Annotated in this window: 17 protein-coding genes; 3 read left to right on the top strand and 14 right to left on the bottom strand. The window is 49.5% G+C overall.

Annotated features, from left to right (window positions below; translation table 11 throughout):
• Positions 1-4: 4 nt before the first annotated feature.
• From AC6B99_RS20870 to AC6B99_RS20855, 4 genes are all read right to left on the bottom strand, one after another.
• Positions 5-967: a CehA/McbA family metallohydrolase gene (locus AC6B99_RS20870; RefSeq protein ID WP_496664131.1), complete on the bottom strand. Its 963-nt coding sequence runs from the start codon at positions 965-967 to the stop codon at positions 5-7.
• A gap of 2 nt (positions 968-969) precedes the next feature.
• Positions 970-1,944 (bottom strand): CehA/McbA family metallohydrolase, encoded by a 975-nt coding sequence (locus AC6B99_RS20865; RefSeq protein WP_056043663.1) that lies wholly within the window; start codon positions 1,942-1,944, stop codon positions 970-972.
• Positions 1,945-2,261: 317 nt separating this feature from the next.
• Entirely contained in the window at positions 2,262-3,047 is a 786-nt protein-coding gene (locus tag AC6B99_RS20860; RefSeq protein WP_496664130.1) for a DeoR/GlpR family DNA-binding transcription regulator, read from the bottom strand.
• Positions 3,048-3,095: 48 nt separating this feature from the next.
• Positions 3,096-4,487, bottom strand: coding sequence for an MATE family efflux transporter (locus AC6B99_RS20855; protein ID WP_496664129.1), 1,392 nt, complete (start codon positions 4,485-4,487; stop codon positions 3,096-3,098).
• A 320-nt stretch (positions 4,488-4,807) separates the two neighbouring features.
• Here AC6B99_RS20855 and AC6B99_RS20850 point away from each other — a divergent pair, with 320 nt between their 5' ends.
• Complete coding sequence (locus AC6B99_RS20850; protein WP_414811807.1) at positions 4,808-4,888, top strand: putative holin-like toxin; 81 nt, start codon at positions 4,808-4,810, stop codon at positions 4,886-4,888.
• Positions 4,889-5,380: 492 nt separating this feature from the next.
• Positions 5,381-6,358, top strand: a complete 978-nt coding sequence (locus tag AC6B99_RS20845) for a tRNA dihydrouridine synthase (protein WP_496664128.1) — start codon at positions 5,381-5,383, stop codon at positions 6,356-6,358.
• Positions 6,359-6,579: 221 nt separating this feature from the next.
• On the opposite strand, the gene groL is transcribed toward AC6B99_RS20845, so the two are convergent.
• The 7 genes from groL to AC6B99_RS20810 form a co-directional block, all read right to left on the bottom strand.
• Complete coding sequence (groL, locus tag AC6B99_RS20840; protein WP_056043601.1) at positions 6,580-8,214, bottom strand: chaperonin GroEL; 1,635 nt, start codon at positions 8,212-8,214, stop codon at positions 6,580-6,582.
• A 91-nt stretch (positions 8,215-8,305) separates the two neighbouring features.
• Complete coding sequence (gene groES, locus AC6B99_RS20835; protein ID WP_046229112.1) at positions 8,306-8,587, bottom strand: co-chaperone GroES; 282 nt, start codon at positions 8,585-8,587, stop codon at positions 8,306-8,308.
• 436 nt (positions 8,588-9,023) lie between these two features.
• Positions 9,024-10,214, bottom strand: coding sequence for a DUF2264 domain-containing protein (locus tag AC6B99_RS20830; protein ID WP_496664127.1), 1,191 nt, complete (start codon positions 10,212-10,214; stop codon positions 9,024-9,026).
• Positions 10,215-10,285: 71 nt separating this feature from the next.
• A complete protein-coding gene (locus AC6B99_RS20825) occupies positions 10,286-11,440 on the bottom strand; it encodes a glycoside hydrolase family 88 protein (RefSeq protein ID WP_496664126.1) in 1,155 nt (384 codons plus the stop codon).
• A 55-nt stretch (positions 11,441-11,495) separates the two neighbouring features.
• On the bottom strand, positions 11,496-13,493 hold the full coding sequence (locus AC6B99_RS20820; RefSeq protein ID WP_496664125.1) for a heparinase II/III family protein: 1,998 nt from the start codon (positions 13,491-13,493) through the stop codon (positions 11,496-11,498).
• 257 nt (positions 13,494-13,750) lie between these two features.
• Positions 13,751-15,397 carry a response regulator transcription factor gene (locus AC6B99_RS20815; protein ID WP_496664124.1) on the bottom strand — a complete coding sequence of 549 codons (1,647 nt, stop codon included), beginning with the start codon at positions 15,395-15,397 and terminating at the stop codon, positions 13,751-13,753.
• Positions 15,390-17,243, bottom strand: a complete 1,854-nt coding sequence (locus tag AC6B99_RS20810) for a histidine kinase (RefSeq protein ID WP_494881502.1) — start codon at positions 17,241-17,243, stop codon at positions 15,390-15,392. Before AC6B99_RS20810 ends, AC6B99_RS20815 begins: the two co-directional genes overlap by 8 nt.
• Positions 17,244-17,722: 479 nt before the next feature.
• On the opposite strand from AC6B99_RS20810, the gene AC6B99_RS20805 reads away from it, so the two are divergent.
• Positions 17,723-17,872, top strand: coding sequence for a hypothetical protein (locus AC6B99_RS20805; protein ID WP_155973654.1), 150 nt, complete (start codon positions 17,723-17,725; stop codon positions 17,870-17,872).
• Between the two features lie 231 nt (positions 17,873-18,103).
• Here AC6B99_RS20805 and AC6B99_RS20800 read toward each other — a convergent pair whose 3' ends face one another.
• The 3 genes from AC6B99_RS20800 to AC6B99_RS20790 form a co-directional block, all read right to left on the bottom strand.
• The gene (locus AC6B99_RS20800) at positions 18,104-19,516 is read right to left on the bottom strand and encodes an ABC transporter substrate-binding protein (RefSeq protein ID WP_496664123.1); all 1,413 of its coding nucleotides are present in this window, start codon (positions 19,514-19,516) and stop codon (positions 18,104-18,106) included.
• A 200-nt stretch (positions 19,517-19,716) separates the two neighbouring features.
• Positions 19,717-20,556 carry a carbohydrate ABC transporter permease gene (locus tag AC6B99_RS20795; RefSeq protein ID WP_056043582.1) on the bottom strand — a complete coding sequence of 280 codons (840 nt, stop codon included), beginning with the start codon at positions 20,554-20,556 and terminating at the stop codon, positions 19,717-19,719.
• 30 nt (positions 20,557-20,586) lie between these two features.
• Positions 20,587-21,543, bottom strand: coding sequence for a carbohydrate ABC transporter permease (locus tag AC6B99_RS20790; protein WP_056043578.1), 957 nt, complete (start codon positions 21,541-21,543; stop codon positions 20,587-20,589).
• Positions 21,544-21,658: the final 115 nt, after the last annotated feature.

Genomic DNA, 21,658 nt, shown 5'->3' with positions numbered 1-21,658 from the left:
CCTCCTATACTTGCCACTCGGATTTGGGATAGATAGGATTGCTCCATGCGACTTTTCCCCATGCATCTACACATTCCACTCGCACATATTGCTCATCATTTTGAATGAAATATTCCGCTTCGGTGATGTATTCGCCAGTTGGGTCCATTTCAGCCAAGCCATTGTGGGGAAAGGTAATAAAGCGAATACTCTGCACAGGAGAGCATTTGACCTTAAGCCTATCGTTCTCCATGCGAAGATCATAAATGGTCGGACCATTGGAGCTGTAATAACGCCCTGCTTTCATCGCCTCAATAATCGCCTGCTGCTCTAATCGCTCGGTCTCTACGACAATCCAGCCGCCATAAAATTCGGATACTGCCATCTCCGTCGGACCACCATGGGCATCGTCTGCTGCAATGGCATTTACCTGCTTGCCACGTTTTAGGACATAGTCCCAGTAGGATATGCCGTAGCCTACCGCCTCTTGAATTTCCGACTGGTGATTATAGATTTCAATCGCTGCATAACCCTCCAGCTGAAGCAAATCCTCTTCTCGATTTTTCGACCATTCTGGATGGTTCATAATGACGAGATTGCCTTTGCTTCTCATGTCGTCAATCAATTGCTGAATCGTATTCAGGCTCTCGTAATCGGGCTTCTCATGCACCTCATCATGCTGAAAGGGCTTCTCCGCCAGCAGCGAACGGTCCAATAGTCCATGCAGATGATACTGCTGGCCAGTCGTTTCACGATCCATCTCGCATGCCATTTCATAGCCGTCCAGCATAATAAAATCACCGGTGTCATACGCATCGCTCTGAAAATATATTTCATGGTCGCTTAAGCACATAAAATGATAGCCTTTTGAACGATAAGCCTCTCTCATTTGCTCTATCGTATATTCCCCGTCACTGCGAACGGAGTGCGCATGAATGTTACCTTTATACTTTTGCCGCTCAGCATCTAAAATAACAGCATCTCTCATCGCTATTCCCCCTCCGCCAAATCTGCCACAAAGATCGGATTAGACCACGCTATTCTGCCCTTCTCGTCCACACACTCAACCCGAATATATTGCATGCCCTGCTTAATTTTCATGCTTCCAGAGGACATCAGCTCGCCCGTCCCGCGTTCCACGAGAAAGGGTCCGCGCAGCGGAAATGCTTTAAACATCATATACTGGCAGGGCGAGCACTCCACATGGACAAACCCATCCTCCACACGATAATCAAAAATTTCGGGACCCGAACTGGAATAAAACTGTCCGTTCTTCAGGGCTGTAATAATCCCTTGCTGCGTAAGCTCCTCCGCCTCGACACATACCCAGCCTCCGCCATACTCAGAAATTTTGCTGCCCTGGTCATGCTCATGCGAGTCATCAGCAGCGATACCAAACACGCGCTTGCCATTTTGAAGGGCATGATCCCAGTAGGCCGCCCCATAAGAAGAGCTTGGTGTCCATTCTGTTGCATGATTATAGATTTCGACTGCAAAAAAACCGTCGTACTGCACCATATCCTCGAAGCGTGTCAAATGCCATTCGGGGTGATTGAAAATAACGAGATTGCCATGCGCCTTCATTTCATCAATCAGCTTCTGTGGGGATTGCGGCCCCTCCCAAGGAATGGGAACCTCGAATGCTTGCAAATGATGAAATCTCTCTTTCTCCGGTCGCATCGTCGGATCATCCAGCACGCCAAAGTGGTAACCTGGGTCTTCGTCCGGCACTAAATTCAAGCCGCCTCTTTCCATGCCTGGCAGCACGATGAAGGATTCAGTGTCATAATCAGCCGTTCGAGCGAAAATATCATGATCGGTTATGCTGATGAAGTCATAGCCTTTAGCCTTGAAAGCAGCCACAACATCCTCCGCTTCCTGCGATCCATCTGACCATGTCGTATGCGTATGCAAATTCCCCTTGTACTTTCTTTTGCTTTTGTCTAAATACACGGCGTCCTTCATCGTCATCACTCCTGTTTTCCTAGTTATCCATTCGCTTAGCAAATATTTGCTTTTTATTGCTTTTATTTTTATTTATGTTGTTTTAAACATTCTACTGCGAAAAAATGACCAATACAATGCGATTCGAAAGATTTAACATAGGGATTACAATTTTGACACAACAACAAACAACATCAAAAAAAGCCAGCAGAGAAGAAGTGCTTCTCTACTGGCTTTTAAGACGGATTGAACCATCTGATTGGACCATATGATATGATTATTTCATTCGATCGTTTGATTCAAACCTTATACTTTACTCATGCTTTACTCATGCTTTGCTATTCAGTTGGCATCATCCATCTCGTATTCTTCTCTTCCAGCTGCGTCTTCCATTCGGCCGGGGGCTCCAGTTCCGAAATCACGATATCGACATTTTCAAAATCGCATATTTTCACCATGGACCGCTTGTTCCATTTCGATGAATCCGCCAAAATGATCGACGTTTCCGACTGCTGAATCCATTTGCGGGTCAACGTTGCTTTCTCATAATCATAGCTCGTAAATCCGTGCTCGATCGATAAGGCATCTACGGTTACAAATGCTTTATTCACAAAAATATCCGACATATTAGCTTCCGCAATAGCGCCCGTGACACGGGAATGCTTCACATTCACCTCGCCGCCAAGCATAATAATCCGGCCATCGAATTGCTCTCTTTTTTTGAGCTCAATCAACGCCATCATGGCAGATATCGAGCTCGTTAGTACGGTTACCTGCTGCTTTTGAGATAGAAACGGGATAATTTGCAGCGGTGTCGTGCCTTCATCTATAAAGATAACGTCATAATCGTCGATTAGTGAAAAAGCAAGATAGCCAATTTTCTCCTTCGCCTCTTGATTAATGCAGGCTCTTTCAAACAATGTAGGCTCTATTTCTACCTTCAGCTTGATTGCGCCGCCATACACCTTCTTAAGCTTATTTTCCTTCTCCAGCTCATCGAGATCTCTGCGAATCGTTTCTGTTGTAACCTCAAACATGCGCGCCAGGTCGCCCGCAATGACCTTCCCATGCTCATTCAGCAAGTTCATAATGCTTAGCTTTCTTTCTTCGCCTGCGAGAGACATCACAAACCCTCCATTCTACTTTTTTACTATTCTCACGCACCCAGAACCCTACAAAGATGCCGCCGCTGCTGGCGCTTCCGGGCTAGACCCAGCTAAATTCCGCATCCATTTCTGGGAACGATAACGTTTATACCCGATCAAAGCTTTGCTAACCTCTTCACATAAAAATAAAGCATACACCCATTCAAGCGGCAGATGGAGCACGTACACGCCAACAAATACTGCTGGCAATGCAATGGCCCATGTTGTAATTAAAATCATGTTCATCGTAAACAAATTATCTCCGCCTGCTCTAAACATACCGACAATCCACACATTATTCAAGAAAAATGCTGTCATAGCCAGTGCTTGCAGCAGAAGCACATTCCCTAATGATGCATGAACCTCCGCGCTTAGGTGAGGAAAAATCAAGGCTGCAAACGGCGAAACTATAATAATGACAACACTTATGATTATACCAGCAATGACCGAAATGCGAGTAAATCTGCGCGCATAATCCATCGCCTGCTCCGGCTCATCCTGTCCCAGCTTTTGTCCAATCATGACCTTTGCTGCATAAGCAAATCCGTGGATCCCCATCATAAAATAGCCCTGCAGCGTATTCCCCAGCTGAAAGGTAGTCAATGCCGCGATACCCAATGCCCCAAAAGCTACGGCATACAGCATATTGCCAATCGACCACATTCCTTCGTGGAACACGAGCGGCGTGATCGTTTTCAATACCTGTTTGCGCAGCAGCAGAGGCAAGCTAAATAGCTCGCGGACGCGAATGTTTACATAATAGGATTTACTATAAATGAAAACGAGCAAAACCAGCAGACTCGCACCCGAAGCGATTAACGTTCCCCATGCAGCTCCTGCAACACCAAGCTCGGGCAAGCCCAGCCTGCCGTAAATCAGCCCATAGTCCAGTGTAATATTGACGGCCATCGCACATAGACCGACATACAAAGTGATCTTAACCTTCCCTATAGAACCAAGCGCCTGGGCATAAGCATCTCTAATCGCACTGATTAGGAAAACACACGCCATAATCGTCACGTATTGAATGCCAAGCGGCATGAGTTCAGCGTCCTTAATAAATAAAGAGAGGATCGGCTCCTTCCAAATCGACACAGCAGCAAATGCCAGAAGACTGATGCCGATACCCGTCAGCAGCATAAAACCGAATGTCGCACGCAAAAGCATATACTGCTGTTTTCCATAGTACTGGGTCATATAAGCGGTCATTCCATAAACGGCGGTAAGAATCATTGATAAAATGAAGCTGATTCTGCCTGCTGCGGCAGTAATCGCGACTGCTCCATCTCCCAAGCTGGTTACCATTAGCATATTAACGAGCGAGAATGAATTAGCAACTAGCATTTGCAGCACAGATGGAACGACTAATCCTTTCATCTCGCGAGTAAATTCAGACTTTCCGATCGTACGCTTCCCCAAGCCTATCCCTCATCCACATTCAAATTGTACGATATCTTGCATGTTTTTCACTTCGTTTCGATTAAAACGACGTAGCTTTCGTGTTGTTTTAATTGCTTTTTTGTTGCCTCATTTATCATACCTATTGTTTGTTGATTAATCAATGCAAGATCGCAAGAGAAATGAGGATTTACAAATACTTTAGTTTTTATCGTTAAAAGCTGACCAATTAAATAAAAAAGCCCACCTCCTTGGAATAGGAAGTAGGCTGAATGACTGGTTCACAAAACGGCTCAGACGTGACCGACCATAAAGCGACTGTTTATGGGAGGTGATGCCTTGTGACAGTATTTGAAGCACTCATGATCATGCTTACTTTTGGTTTGCTTATCGTAGCGCTACTGTCCGAGAAACGAAAATAGACCGCCCCCTGGTCAAGGAATGCGGTCTATTTCGATCGTAACACCTGATTAAAGCCTACTGCCCTTAAAAGCAGCTGTTGCAGGGGGAGTCGTGTTAGCGCACGGCTCCTTTCTGCATTATATGCTTCTGTTGCTTATAATATAACACTGTCGAGTGGATAAGTAAATTATCCACTTTACTTTTTATTCCACCATGTACGATTACCTCAAACTATATAAAAAGCACCTTAGAGTCTACTGAAATATTCCAGTGAACTCTAAGGTATACTAACAAAACGATGTGAGTTTTTTGTGTATTTTAGGTCTTATCATAGGTTTTCTATCCGAATCCCCTTAAAAATCAGCCCTATATTTCCAAGTCAATATCATGTGTTTACGCTCACACAATCGATTCAGTGCATCAAACGAAAAAAAATGATATTATGTATGATGTATGATGGATAAAGGAATTTGCCATAGCTTTTTTTATATATTGCAACAAGAGGAGATACTATGAGTAACGAACATAATTTTTGGCTTGACTTACCGAAGCCATTTTTCATATTAGCACCAATGGAAGATGTCACAGATGTTGTATTTCGTCACGTCGTTAGTGAAGCTGCAAAGCCCGACGTATTTTTCACGGAATTCACAAATACAGAAAGTTATTGTCACCCTCTAGGAAAAGACAGTGTACGTGGCCGGTTAACGTTCACAGAAGATGAACAACCGATTGTCGCTCATATTTGGGGCAATAAACCAGAATTTTTTGAACAGATGAGTATGGATATGAAAAAACTCGGTTTTCGTGGTATCGATTTAAACATGGGATGCCCTGTACAAAACGTTGCTTCCAATGGAAAAGGTGCTGGATTAATACAACATCCTGAAGTTGCAGCAGAAATTATTCAAGCCGCAAAAGCAGGTGGATTGCCGGTTAGCGTTAAAACAAGATTAGGTTACCATAACATTGACGAGTGGCGCGATTGGTTAGGACATATTTTGAAACAAGATATTGCGAATCTTTCCATTCACCTTCGTACAAAAAAAGAGATGAGTAAAGTAGCTGCACACTGGGAGCTAATCCCTGAAATAAAAAAATTACGCGATGAAATTGCTCCACATACGTTGTTAACGATTAATGGAGATATTCCTGACCGCGCAGCAGGATTAAAATTAGTAGAACAATACGGCGTTGATGGCGTCATGATTGGACGCGGCATTTTCACCAATCCATTCGCTTTTGAAAAAGAGCCTAAAGAACATAGCGCAAAGGATTTTCTCCATTTGCTTCTTTTACAGTTGGATCTTCACGATAAATATTCGAAAGAAATTCTGCCACGTTCATTTAAACCGCTTCTTCGCTTTTTCAAAATCTATGTTCGCGGATTTAGAGGCGCAGGCGAACTAAGAAACCAGTTAATGGATACAACGTCAACAGATGAAGTACGTCATTTAGTAAAAGCGGTTTTAGAGCAAGAATTAGATTGATTTTGCGAAATCAAAGAGACCTTTCAAGAGTTCAATGAACTCATGAAAGGTCTCTCATTTTTGCATGATGTGGTCAAACGGTGTTTCCGTTTAAGGAAACTTTTGATGCTGCAGACTTCTCAGCCTGATTACCGCATGGAGCGCTTTTCTGCTCCATCGGCGATGAAATCTACCGCTTAAGCGCGGTCGCTCATCATCGAATTACTTCGATAATGATTTCATCACATCATGCCGCCCATTCCACCCATGCCGCCCATGTCAGGCATGCCGCCGCCAGCACCTTTTGGTTCTGGCTTGTCAGCAACAACCGCTTCAGTTGTCAGGAACATAGCTGCAACGGAAGCTGCGTTTTGCAATGCAGAGCGTGTAACTTTGGCAGGGTCAACGATACCTGCTTCGAACATGTTAACCCATGTTCCAGTAGCAGCGTTGTAGCCTACGCCGATTTCTTCATTTTTCAAGCGCTCAACGATAACCGAACCTTCTTGACCAGCGTTCGCAGCAATTGTGCGAAGCGGCTCTTCAAGGGAACGAAGAACGATGTTAACGCCTGTTTGCTCGTCGCCTTCTGCATTAACAGCAGCAACTGCTTTGTATACGTTAATTAGAGCTGTACCACCACCGGATACGATACCTTCTTCAACCGCTGCGCGAGTTGAGTTCAGGGCATCTTCGATGCGAAGCTTGCGCTCTTTCAATTCTGTTTCAGTAGCAGCACCGACTTTGATTACTGCTACGCCGCCGGACAATTTAGCCAGACGCTCTTGCAGTTTCTCACGGTCGAAGTCGGAAGTTGTTTCTTCCAGCTGCGTACGGATTTGGCTTACACGAGCCGCGATGTCAGAAGCGTCGCCGCTGCCGTCAACCACGATTGTGTTTTCTTTTGTTACGCGTACTTGACGAGCGGAACCCAGTTGCTCAACCGTAGTCGATTTCAGCTCAAGGCCCAGTTCCTCAGTGATCACTTGACCACCAGTCAGAGCAGCGATATCTTGCAGCATCGCTTTACGACGGTCGCCGAAGCCTGGTGCTTTAACAGCTACGCAAGTGAATGTGCCGCGCAGTTTGTTCACAACCAGAGTTGCGTTCGCTTCGCCTTCAACATCTTCTGCAATAATCAGAAGCTGTTTGCCGGATTGAACGACTTTCTCAAGCACAGGAAGAATTTCCTGAATGTTTGTAATTTTTTTGTCAGTGATCAGGATATACGGGTTATCCAGAACAGCTTCCATTTTGTCCGTGTCAGTAACCATGTAGTGGGAGATGTATCCACGGTCGAATTGCATACCTTCAACCACTTCAAGCTCCGTTACAAAGCCTTTCGACTCTTCAACGGTAATAACGCCGTCGTTGCCCACTTTTTCCATAGCTTCTGCAATCAGTTGGCCCACTTCATCGTCAGCGGAAGAAATAGCCGCAACTTGGGCGATGGATTGTTTGCCTTCGATTGGTTTAGCGATGTTTTGCAGCTCTTCAACTGCAGCTTTAACCGCTTTTTCGATACCTTTGCGGATAACCATTGGGTTAGCGCCAGCTGTTACGTTTTTCAGACCTTCGCGAATCATCGCTTGAGCCAAAACAGTAGCTGTAGTTGTACCGTCACCGGCAACATCATTTGTTTTTGTTGCTACTTCTTTAACAAGCTGTGCACCCATGTTCTCGAATGCATCTTCCAGCTCGATTTCTTTCGCGATGGATACACCATCGTTCGTGATCAACGGGCTGCCGAATTTCTTCTCCAGCACGACGTTGCGGCCTTTAGGTCCGAGTGTAACTTTTACAGCATTTGCAAGTGCATCTACACCACGCAGCATTGCGCGGCGAGCGTCTTCGCTAAATTTAATATCCTTTGCCATTATCATTTACCTCCCGAAAATATATTCATATAAGTATGCTTAACGGCCTGCGCCGTTTCGTTTAAGTCCAGTCAAGCTGTATGTGAGCAGCCTATTCAAAGATCGCGTGAATGTCGCTTTCTTTCATAATCAAATACTCTTTGCCGTCGTATTTAACTTCTGTTCCCGCATATTTGGAGAAAAGGACGCGATCGCCTTCTTTAACTTCAAGCGCTACGCGAACTCCGTCTTTCAGCGCGCCGCTGCCAACAGCCACCACTTTACCTTCTTGCGGTTTTTCCTTAGCCGAATCTGGCAAAACGATACCGCTTGCAGTCGTTTCTTCTTTCGCGATCGCTTCTACTAATACACGTTCACCCAAAGGTCTGATCATTGAAAATAGCCTCCTTTAAAAATTTGTCGCTTATTTTTGTTAGCACTCATGAGCATGAAGTGCTAACAATCATGTTTATCATACTTTTTTTCGTTATTAATTTCAAGTGCTTGAGGACGATTTTTGCAGGAAATTTACATACCACTGGAAAAAGACCGCTTTATGCGACCGTCTGCTTTAACTCATGCAGCGCTAGCAAAGCCCCTCATCCATTGTTACCGAGCTTATGCCAAGGTAAACGGTCTTCTGTAAAAGTTTGAGGCGCGGCTGAAGCTTCGCATTTATAAAGTGCGCAGGCCACAGATAGCTGCAAAAATAAGAGAAAGCGCACCTGTACGAAAATGGCTGCGCCTCTTCACTTACTCTCGCTGCTAGTAGCTGGTAATCATACTCTTGCTCATAATCTTGTTCATAATCTCGCTGCCTATTATGACTGCTACCCTTTTATTGCATGATCAATTGAAAAAGCACTCCCTGACCACGCTTTGCGCGCTGTCCAATCCTCAGGCTCGCCGCTCCAAAAGGGATGCTCCGCGGCAAGGCCAAGCGGGAGAAACACAGCCGCGCATAAATACAGGCTTCCTGTGGAAATATAATGCTCGCCAATGTCTGGCTGGCTGCCGCAAAAGCCGATGGTCAGCCAGCCGTCCTCTGTAAATGTGCCGGGGACAGACAAGCTGCGGCGGATAACTGCTGTCAATGCGCAGCGCGCCTGTGCCGGAGAAACGCTGCCGGGAAGCTCGCCGAGCAGCGCGCTTTGCGCCAAGCTTTGCATGGCGCCGCAGCGGTAAGCAAGCGAGCGGCCCAGCGGCGGAAATGTGCCCTCCGGCGAAATGAGCCGCTCCTGCACCTCCGCCCAGCGCTTCGCTCTCTCCGTGATGCTCGCCTGCATTGCATCCCAATCTTCATAGCAGCCTTGAACGGCTGCTACGATGTCAACGAGCATAGGCTGGATTACAAAGCTGTTGTAATAGTCGAAGTGGAACGACGGGCCATCTCCGTAGGCTCCGTCTCCGACATACCATTGCTCATGCTGCTTAAGGGCATAATCAATGCGCATCGGATCCCAGTCGCTTTCTCCCATACGGTACAAGGCCGCTTCAATGATCGCGGAGAAAAGCAGCCAGTTCATGGCGAATGGCTTGCGCGAGCGGGTTAGTTTGAAAGCTTGGACAACGTGCTTCTGCACCTTGGCATCCAGCTTGTCCCAAAGCTCCGTCGGCGCACGCAAAATCGCCTGCGCCAGAAACGCTGTATCAACGATCGGCTGAAAGCCTTCTGCAAAATTCATATAATCCGGCGACTGCGGATCACAGCCAGCAGCAATCGCAGCCCGTGAAAGCTCCGCATATTGCTGGCGAAGCCGCTCTTCTGCTTCATTTGCCCCGCCGCTGCCTTCAAGCCAGGGTGCTATTCCACATAATAGGCGGCCCAGCGCCTCCAGATGGGTCACATCGGAGCGATCCTGTCCCGCAGCAGACTGGACGGGCATCGTTTTTTTCAACTCACGAGCCGCAAGCAGGCGCAGCACAGGCTCAGCAACCCGGCATAACTCGCTCACCCAATACTCGCGTTCCTCCAGTAACCGTACTCTCTCGCCTGAATCTGTACCTTTTTCCCCAATCAACGGCCGTTCGCCCCTTTCTGTTCCCTAGCTATGCGAATTGGATAACGATCAGATGACACTTGATGTTCGCCTTACGACCAGAAGCTATCGTAGCCTCGCAGCTTGGACAAGCCCTCCGTAAAGAAATAATCGCCGTAGATGAGCGGGACGTCGAGATTTTTGCGTTCCGGGTAGTGGCTCGTGCCATGCAAAACCAGCCCTTCCTCCTGTGCATCGTCCGCCCATGCGCCATAGTTCTCGTACAGCGATTTCAAAATCCGCTCGCCCGCTCGGCGATACAACTCACGCTCGACCTCTGGCACTACATCCGCAATTGCCAGCAAACCGCAGGCCGCGCAAGCGCCCGCCGATGAATCGCGGTATGTCTCCACGCCATCCGGTAACCGGAAATCCCAATGCGGTACGGAATCCTCTGGCAAATTCGCCAGGAAAAAATGAGCCGTGCGCTTCGCCGCATCCAAATACCGCTGCTCGCCGCTATGGGCGTAACTGAGTGCCATGCCGTAAATCGCCCAGGACGCGCCGCGCGACCATGCCGATTCGGCTGCAAATCCTTGCCCGCCATGCTTTGCAGCTACTTCGCCACTTTGCGGATCAAACTCTACGATATGATAAACCGAGCCATCCGGCCGAATAAAATGCTCCAGCACCGTATCGGCATGCGCCATTGCCAAATGCTTGTAGCGCGGGTCCTCCGTCGTGCGCGAAGCCCAATAGAGCAGCGGCAAATTCATCATGCAGTCGATAATAGCCAGCCCGTCATTGCGCTCGCCTTCCCGCCAAGGGTTCCATGCCCGAATATAGCGCCCTTGAATATTGAAGCGTCCGCATAGCAGGTTTGCTGCAAGCAGCGCCCGCCGCCGGGAATCTTCCTCCCCAAGCAGCTTATAACGTGCCACACTAGTCAGCGTCCACATGAAGCCGATATCATGGTCGAGCCGGTCATAGCCCATGATGACTTCGTCGAGCTTAAGCTCGCAGGCTTCGGCAAGCTCTTTGTAGCGCTCCGTGCGCGAATTCTCATCTTGATAGAGCAGCCATAGCAGCCCCGGCCAAAAACCCGCCGTCCACCAATGCGCCGCCTCCAGCACATAAACCCCGTTCACGCTTGCATGGGGAAATTGTGAGCCGATTCGGCCGCTAGTCCGTCCGATCTTCTGATTCACCTTGTCCCAAGCTTCATTCACCCAATTTTGCTGCTCCTGCACCTTCTCCTGCACTGTCATGGCTTCGCTCTCCTTTTCTTTGACGCTTTAATCTCGTGCTTTTAGCTATTCCACCCTATGGCTCAAAGCGAAAAACAAACTCGGAATCCACGGCCGCAGTTCCCGCCTCCAAATGATGAAAATCCAGCGTGTACCATTGACGTTCACGCCCAAAATGATCCATGTCGCTCCGCTGCGTCACCACTGGCTTCCACTGCTTCGCATCGAACGCAATCGTCAGCCTCTTGCGTCCCTGCAGGACCACGACACCGCCGGCCTCCCCGGCCTCCGGCATCTGCCATGCAACGAAGCGCTCGATAATCTCGCGCCCGCCGACTACTTCCTCCCGAAACCGATACCGATTTCGGATCGTCAGCACAGGCAGCGCGCCCTTCTTGTTCCACTCGAAGCGCCGCCCCAGCACCGCAAGGCCCGCTTCCTCGCCGTACGCGGCCTGCATTTCCAGCTCCAGCACGTCAAGCTCCGCGCTGGTCGCCGCCTGCACAACCACGGCGCGCGCGTCCGCGCCCTCGCGCTGGCGCGCGCTGCCAATAATCGGCACGGAATGTCCGTGCGAGCCGTTGCACCAAATCGTATACCGCTGCGGGCCAAAATAGTCCGCCGTATACTCCCCGCTGCCCAAATCCGCCAAATAGGCTTCTCCGTCCGCATGCATTACGAACTGCCCGACATCATTATGATTATGCGGCTCAGCGTTATGTCCGCCTTTGGCGGCAAAGCTATAAGTAGCGCCATCCGTTGCGACATAACGGGACAGCAGCCACTGTACATTTTCCAAATAAAACGATTCTGTCGGCCATAGAGCTGCAGCGCTTTCCGAGTCGCTTCGCCCCTCGGCACTTTCACTATTAGTTGCCGCTGTCGTTCTCGTTGCCGTTGTCGTTGCCGTTGCCGTTGCGTTTGCCGACTCCGCCCACCAAAGCAAATTCCGCACCGCAGGCGCCCACCTTGCGCAGTGATCCCCTGTGTAGCTGTCGCGCAGGCTGGCATGCGGCAGAGCCACAGCTGGAAACTCCTGATGCAAATATGAGCTCAGCCCCATGAAGATACCGCTTTCAGAAGGGGCATCGGAAAAATTCACAATGCTGCGTCCACCCGTAAAGCATTTCTGCTGAAACATTGCGATCTCTTGTACTTTTGCGCTGCGGAATAAATCAATGGCTTCATCCGTTGCCGCCTTAAGCAGCTGAGCAAAATAAACATAAAAGCCAAAACCATATTGCCAATACGAATACCCTTCCGCACAAGCTCCATCTTCGCCATAGCCGTCCAAAAAGCAATCCATCGCAGCTAATACGCGCGAAAGCACCGCTTCCAGCCGTTCGCGATCATCCATCAAATGCAGCGCCGCTGCGCCAATCGACCCGGCACATACCGCCGCCCAATTATGCTCCGCATTCTCCCAAAAATAAGGCCCCTCGGTCAAAAATGGCTGAAACAGCCGCTTTTCCACTTCTTCACGAATACGCAAGTGCAGCTCCTCTGGCAGCCGGGGGCCGAGCAGCACGCTTATTTCGCTGAGCGCGAAGCCCGTCTCCGCAGCGAATAAATCAATCGGCGTCTGCTGCTCCGCCCCGCCCAGATGCGCAGGCAGGCACCACGTCCGCTCCTCGCAGATCGACCAAAGCGCAGCCTGAAGGGCCTCCAAATATGGCGCTTCCTCCGGCTCAATCAAGGACATTAGTGCGAATGAATTCAGCCGCCGCCTTTTTTGAAAATAAACCCGTTCGTACGGCAGCCGCTCCCCCGTCTCCCCGTACATCCGAAACAAGGATTCGCTCAGCTCCGGCTCTTCGCTTACCAATTGGCGCTGTGCCTCGGCGCGAATCTCCTCGACTAACGGACGCTGCACCTCAGATTGGCGCAGCTTGTCATGCCATGCCTCGCCTAGCTGTCCTTCAGACAGCGGCTCTCCATTCAACAACAGCGCCAGTCCTCTCCGGCGCTCTGTCGGCAAATACAGCTGCCCGGAGAAACGCTCTGCAAAGCGCCTTTCCAGCGGTAGTTGTTCTTGCTGTTGCTGTTGCTGTTGCTGTTGCTTCTTCTGCTCCATATATCCCGCTCCTCTCCCCAAACTTCTACAGCCTTTCGTTTGTTCTCCGTTCCCTATCCGTTACTATCTGCTTTCGTTCTGCCCTCTATCTGACCTCGATCTGCTCTTGATCTGCTCTCGATCTCCTCTCTATCTGTTACCTATCTCCACTCTATCCATTTCCAAGCCGATCCCGACACCTTCAGCAACTATCCATCTCACCTTAAAATAACAGGCTTCCAGCTACCTTAGCATCTCTTACAATCGCTTTGTCCTTCTTACAATCGCTTTTGCCCTCTCCGATATTCCACAGGCGTCACACCTGTACATGATTTAAACAGCTTTATAAAATAGCTCTGGTTATCGTAGCCAAGAGTCTCGCATATTTTGCCTATGGGGGAGCCGGTTTGATCTAGCAGCTCTTTGGCCCGATGCATTTTCATCCGTATTACATATTCGATAAAGGTCTCGCCCATTTCCTTCTTGAACAGGCGGCTGAAGTAGCTGGGGTTCATAAACAGCTGGTCGGCGACCTCGTCGAGACTGATCTTTTTGTCCAAATGCAGCGAAACGTATTCGCATGCGTCGATGACCTCGGCTCGCTTGCTGCCGCTGACGCCATTTTCGGAGGCGGTTATCGCTGACAGGCAGTGGGCAATCAGCCACGCTTGCAGCTCGGAGAGGCTGCCCAGCTCCCACACCTCATGGTGGCTGACGTCAATCGAGCTTGCTGAGCGGGTATGCTGCATCAATTGAAGCTTGAGCTTTACGTCCAGCAGCAGCTTAAACACCCAATCCTTCACCTGCTCGGGCGGCAGCCTCCGCTGCTCCGCGAGCAACAGCCACTGGCGCACCAGCTCCTCTGCCGCCTCGCGCTTATGGCCCAGCAGCGCCTCCCGCAGCAGCTCGGCCGCCTCGCCAAACCTTTCCAGCAGCGGATTGTCGCTGCCTGGCTTTATGGGCTGCGCCGCCTGCACGGCGCCTGCCTTCACAATAGAGCCAGGCGCGCGGTAAAAGCGCGCCTCCGCCCCGGAAAGCAGCTCCGCCAGCGATTCCCGCAAGCGCAAAGGGTCGCTCGCGCTATCGCCGATCAGAAAAGACATCGTCAGCTTCAGCGAGCTTTTGAGCGTACGCTGCACTTCGGCGAGCAGCAGCTTTACCTCGTCGAAGCCGTTTATTTTCAATCCATGCGGGCATACCTGCATGAAGAAGGATTCTTGTGGACTGTACACAAAATGGGCAGCGGGGCTGCCCGTCTCCCTGCTCGCCATCACCTCGCGGGTAACATTGTCCACTACAAAACGCAGCACCTCCTCCGAGCGAAAACGCTGCAGCGCCCGAGGGTAATCGTCGATGATGCCGAGCACGGGAATGACCCGCTCGGAGGCTCCGAACGGCAGGCCGAATGCTCCCAGCTCCTGCTGCCATTTTTCGGGGTCCAGCATCGGCTGATGAAGCGTCGCCCTAATAAACTGCTCCTTCAGCAGCGCCTTGTTGCGATCGACCATATGCTCCTTGCGGAGCTGCTCCATATGCAAATCTTTCGTCTCATTCAGCTCCGCCTGAAATTGCAGCAGCAGCTTGCGTATATCAGAAGGATCAAGCGTATCCTTGAGCAAATAATCCTGCACTTGCAGCTTGAGCGCCTGCTGGGCATAACGAAACTCATCGTGGCAGGACAGCACCGCTACGCGCAGCTCTGGTTTGTGCTCCTTCAGCCGGCGTATGAGCTCCAGTCCGTCCATGCGCGGCATCCCGATATCTGTAATCAGAATATCCGGCATTTCCTCCAGCGCCGCTGCCAGCGCGACCTCGCCGTTCTCATGCATGCCTAACAGCCGAAAGCCCAGCTCCTCCCACTCAATGGCAAAAGCCAGCAGATCCAGCACAGGATAATCATCATCAACCAGCATCACCTTAACCATCAGAATCCACCACCTGCTTCGGAATGTACAGCGTAATGACTGTGCCTTGCCCGATATCGCTGTCTATCGTCATCTGGAAGCGCTCGCCGTAGGTTATGCCCATCCGCTCATACACATTAACAAGTCCAATGCCCGAAAACTTGCCCGGCAAGGCGCTTATTTCTCCCTCTTCCTCGCCCGCGGCTCCCTGGTCCAGCTTTTCTAAAGCTCCTGCGCCCAGCTTATATCGCAGCCGTTCAAGCTTTCCCTTCTCAATGCCTTGACCGCTGTCGCTTACCGTTATTTGATAGCCGCCTTCCGCTTCGCTCGCACTAATCGTCATTAAGCCGGCCTGCTGGCTGAAGCCATGAATGAGCGCATTTTCAATAATCGGCTGCAGGCAGAAGCGCGGGACGAGTGCCGTTAAGCTCAGAGGCGACAGGTCGAGCGTCAGCTCCACCTTCTCCTTTTGCCGCATATTCATCAGCCTTACATAATCAATGGCGAGATCGACTTCCTCATGAAGTGGAATGACGCCTTTATCCTGGCTAATGGTCATCCGCAGCAGCTTCGACAGCGAGCTGATCATTTCTGCGCTTTCCGAATCTCCTTTGCGCAGCACCTTCATCCGAATCGAATTCAGCACATTAAACAGAAAATGCGGGTTGATCTGCGCCTGGAGCATCGCAAGCTCCGCCTTGCGCTTTCGCACCTGCGTCTTCGTAATTTCGCCAATCGTCTCCTTCACCTTATCGAGCATTAAATCGAAGGACTGGCCCAAATAGCCGATCTCATCCTCCCCGCGAATGCCCGAGCGCACCTCCAAATTGCCGCGCTGCACCGTCTCCGCTACCCGCCCTAGACGAACGAGCGGCCGTGTAAATTTACCCAGCAAATAAAGCAGCAGCACCATAAATAAGCAGAAAGATACGAGCTGGAACGTAAAGACGCGTTTGAAAATAACATTCAGCTTAAATACAGCGCGGTCATACGGAGTAAGCGACACCAGCTTCCAGCCCGTAAGCGAATTCGTATGCCAGGCCATTAAATAATCCTCGTTTTCAATTTGCAAAATATGCGGGTCCGACTGCTCGCTTGCAAGCGTTGCATAAGGAAAAATCTCGCCCACACGCTTGGCGTCGGGATGCGATAAAATGTGGTCCTCGCTGCCAAGCAGCATCGTCTCCTGCTCCAGCTCGATTTTCCGAAAAATATCGCTCACCTTGGTTTCCAATATCGTCACGATGACGTAGCCGTAGGGATTTACGCTGTCGCCGCGCAATGCCCGGGCAATGGACAGCTGGTAGGGGCTGCGGCCTTTATCACTGTCAAACACCGTCGGCGTAGCTCCCGGCCAAAACGATTGCAGTCCGGACAACCCATTTAACTGCGCGAACCAAGGCTCCTCGCGAAATAAGCCGGGGTCGTATTCATCAAACGAATAATTGGCAAAATTCGTCCCGTCCTTCAGCAAAATCGTCACATACGCCTTATCGCCGACGACGGTCATATTTTCAATTTTATTCATAATCTTCATGCGATCGAGGTAGCGGTCATATTCCGCGCTTGCGCCCTCGTAGGTTTTTCCTGAAGCAATCGCTTTCATAATCCGGTTCATTTCCGAGTCCAGCTGTACGTTATTGGCGATATAAAACATATAATTAAACAAATTCGACACATAGCCATCCACCAGCTCCAGCTTTTGCTGCGATTGCGTGACCGCCTCCTGCTTCATCGCATCCTTCGTCAGCATATTGTAGACGGCGAGCGTAATTAAAGTGGGGAGGAGCAGACAGACGACGGCCGCTACCATCAACCGATAGCGAAACGACCTCAGCCGCAGCAGCGACAGCCATTGACTAGACATAACCCCACCCCTTTTTTTCGTCGTTCTTTCAAGTGTAACTGAAACGCACCATTTCCGCGTCGTTTTCCCTTAAGATTTTTTCTATATCGATTGGACTAGAGCATATAAGATCGGGAAGCTTCAGTCGATCAGCTTTGCCCCTAAGATGAAGCTGTTTAAATGGAAAATACCTTTTGTCGGACTGTGACGCCGTTATTTGTGAGCAAAACAAGCTTTGGCCGTGCTCGCGGACTCAGAAGCCGCTATATGTGCTGCATAACATGAAATGAGCCTAGTTTGAGGAATATAACCGCCTCACAGTCCGCAGCAACGTGAAAAAGGACGAAAATGGGGCAATAAGGACTTTACAGTCCGCGAGCAACGCAAAGAGCGCAATTGCATAAAGAACGCCACGGTACAAAGCTGTACGAGCCACGTGAATTTCAGCCAGCAGAAAAGATCCGCCCCAGTTGCAGCAACTTGGGCAAGGAAGGAGTAGGGTGGCTGGAATCTTTAGCTCAACCTATACAGCAAAATCATTGATTTTCTGCGGTTTCAGGCAAAAAGAAGTGCAGCAACAGCTCTGCACTTCTTCCTATGCTTTACCCGTGTGGCAAGGTGAAACGGCTGTCGCCATCCTCTGGCGGTAAAGCTAACGTTTCGCGGTGAAATATAAGCTGAGTATAAGGGTGAAACTTATAAATTCTTATATTTTGAAAAAGTCTGCGCAGCAATAAGATTGGACTGGAGAAGCGTTAGCGCTCGCTTTTTATCGTCAAATTTCTACCATCCCCTTGCTATAAGCAAAGGAAATTTGACGATAACGGCGATCGGAAGCCAATCTTTTGCGCAGCAGACTTTCTTCCACCACATACCCTCTTCTACTTTTTGTTCGAATCAATCACCTGCTGCACACGCTCCTGCAAGGCGGCAATCGTTTGATCAATATCCTGCTGATCAAAAATCAGCTTCTCGTACTCCTCATTGATCACTTTATAAATTTCCGCTTGATACGTAACGGGCGGAATGATTTTGGACGATTTGGCGTTTTTCAGCACCGACAGCAGCGACTGCTTGTCGACCTTCTCCGGATTTGCCGTACCACTCAAAATCGTATCAATAATCGATTCCAGCTGGGAATCGTCAATGCCATTCCAGGACGGAACATTTTTACCTTGAGCGATCTGTCCTTCAGTCGTATACCAGCGAACAAACTGGTACGCAGCATCCTTATGCTTGGAAGCAGCTGCAACCGATACATAATCCGTCGTCACCATCGTGTAGCCGCCTTCGTCTGTGGCTGCATTTTTCGGAATAGGAGCGACTGCCACTTCAAAGTTAAGCGGGAATTGCTCGGTTCCGCCAAGCTCCGTGTTCATCCAGCTGCCAATCATGATCATGCTGACTGCTTGGTTGAAAAACTGATTGCGGTAATGCAGCTTCTGCGAAATCATATCGGTGTAAGGGGATGCCGATTTGTCCTGCTTCTCCATTTGCACGCGCAGCTCCAGCGTTTTGCGCATGAGCGGATTGTCCAGATTGGACGTGCCATCCGCCTTCAAAAACTCGGTATTATCCGGCTGATTCGCCAGCGCCAGCTTCAGAAACTCCATCCAGCCGCCATTTTGCGGACCATGGAAATACGTGCCGTAATGCTTCGATGCGCCATCGCCTGTCGTGAGCGTCTTCGCATAGCTCATAAAGTCATCCCAAGTCCATTCGGTTGGCACATCTAGCCCAGCAGCGGTCAGCTGCGTCTTGTTCAGCAGAACATACCAAGGGTTGAACTTGCCTGGCAGCGCATAATATTTGCCGTCCAGCATCGTATCAACCTTGTACTCTTCATTAACCTTAAAGCCCTCTTTAGCAATAAAATCGTCAATCGGAGCAACCATGCCAAGACCAACGCGCTGCGCATAGCCAGCCGGGTCACTGAACATAATGACGTCCATCTGCTCATTGGAGGAAGCGGCAAGATCCAGCTTCTGAATCGCCTCCTGCGTATCGCCCTTCTCGCTCAATACGACGACATCAACCTTGATGTTTGGATTTTTCTCCTCAAATGCCGCAATCGTCTGCTTCCAATTATAGCTCGCTTCGTTTCCGAACGTATGCAGCTTAATCGTAACCTCTTCATCAGCCGCCCCCTGCGCCGGGCTTTCCGTGCTGCTGCTCGCTGCTGGCGAAGCCGCTGCCCCGCCGCTCTCTGCATTTCCGCCTGAGCAGCCCGCCGCCACCATCATGATCGACATCAGCATAAGCATAAGCGATAACCATTTCATTTTTCTAAACATGCAAACCCTCCTCATGAAAATAAAAAAATAACGATAGCTGTGTGAAATATGTGTGTATGCGCTTTCTATCTATCGTTATTGTAGCAATGCGGCTGCCCGCTCCTATACTACAATATTGACTACATTTACGACTATTTTGACTTCCCCTAGCAGCCCGCTTGGGGCAGTGTCTGCCGCTGTACATCTTGCAACTGATTAGACTACCCCTTTACTCCGCCCAGTGCAATACCTTCGATGACGCTTTTTTGCCCAATGACAAAAATAATCAGCAGCGGCACGATCGACGATACGGCGGCCGCCATAATGAGCGAATAAAATTCGCCGTTAATGGTCGTAAACTTTTGCATCGCCAATTGAATCGTGTACAAGCTGTCCGTCCGCAGGAAGATCAGCGGATTCTGGTAGTCGTTCCATGTCCAAATGAAGCGCAAAATCGCATACGTCGCAACGGCTGGACGCACAAGCGGAAACGCAATTTGCATAAATATCCGGGCATGTCCCGCCCCGTCGATTTTCGCCGACTCAATATATTCATTATGGACGCCCATAAAAAACTGGCGCAGCATGAAGGTGCCAAGCACGCTGAAGCTGCCGAGCAAAATCAGTCCCACATGACTGTCGAAAAAACCAATCGAGCGATACAAAATAAACTGCGGCACCAAAATCGCCTGCTGCGGGATCATATAAGTGGCGAGTACAATAAGAAACAAATATTTTCCTGCTGCAAACTGGATTTTGGAGAAGCCATAAGCAGCAAGCGCGGATACGATGCACGATAATATCGTCGTGACTACTGTAATTTTAATGGAATTCAAATAGTATTTATAGAATGGAAATTGCCCATTCCACACTTCCTTGTAATTTTCAATGACATGCCACGTTTTCGGTATCCACTGAATCGGATAGGTGAACACATCCGCCTCAATTTTGAAGGAAGTGGACAGCATCCAGACGAAGGGCAGCAGGAACAAAATGCTCATGCCCATCATAAGCACCGTGAAAATCGATTTGCGAACCGTATTTATCGTTTTTTGGTTCATTCTCTTCTTGCCTCCCTTATAGAAATGCTATTAATAATTCACCCACTTCTTCTGTCCTACCCATTGCAGAAGGGTAATGAGCAGCACACAAGCGAACAGGACGACTGCCATCGAGGAGGCATAGCCGATTTTCAAATTGACGAATGCCGTATCGTATAAATACCAGACGATCATGCTGGTCGAGGAAAGCGGCCCGCCTTTGGTCAAAATCGCAATTAAATCAAATACCTTGAACGTCGAAATAATGCCTGTTACAAGCAGGAAAAAGGAGGTTGACGACAGCTGCGGGAACGTAATGCTTTTGAATTTTACCCAGGCGTTTGCTCCATCAATATCGGCCGCCTCATACAAATCCCGCGGAATCGATTGCAGTCCTGCAATGTACACGATCATATTAAAACCGATAGCCGTCCAGACGGTAATCATCATGAGCGATGGAAGCGCATATTTGGGATCAGCAATCCATTTCGGCGGATTTTCAATACCGAGCGCCATGAGCAGTTGATTAACTGGTCCCGCTGACGGGTGGAAAAGCACCTGCCAGACGATAGCTACCGCTACTATGCTGGAAATGTACGGCATGAAATACGCAACCTTGAAATAGCCTTTCAAATACACATGCTTGTCGATCATAATCGCGAGAAACATCGAAACCGCCAAATAAGCGGGAACGGTCAGTAGAAAATAAGCATTATTTTTCAGCGATTTTAGGAATGCCGCATCTTTCGCCAGCCGCTCAAAATTATCGAAGCCGACCCATTTCAGGCCATCAAAGCCAGCGATAAAATTCCAGTCCGCCAGCGACAGCCCGAAGGTTGCGAGTATCGGCAGCAGCGTCAGCACCGTCACACCTATGAGCATCGGGCCTACGAACAGAAAACCTGCGAGCGTTTCTTTTCGCTGGATCGCGCCGCTTGACCGCCTCGCCGCCAGTTGCTGTTTGCCCGAATGCTTCTGCTTGGTCGTTGTTTCTTGTAGCGGATTCATGAGCCTTCACCTCGATCTATAATGGATACCTTTATCATAGAAAAAATGGCGCTCGCGCTGTGACGGTATTTTGCCAACCTATATCATTATTTTGACTTTATCGCAGGCAAGCTTG

The sequence above is a fragment of the Paenibacillus liaoningensis genome, from assembly GCF_059609455.1.
This window is presented reverse-complemented; position numbering and strand designations above follow the sequence as displayed.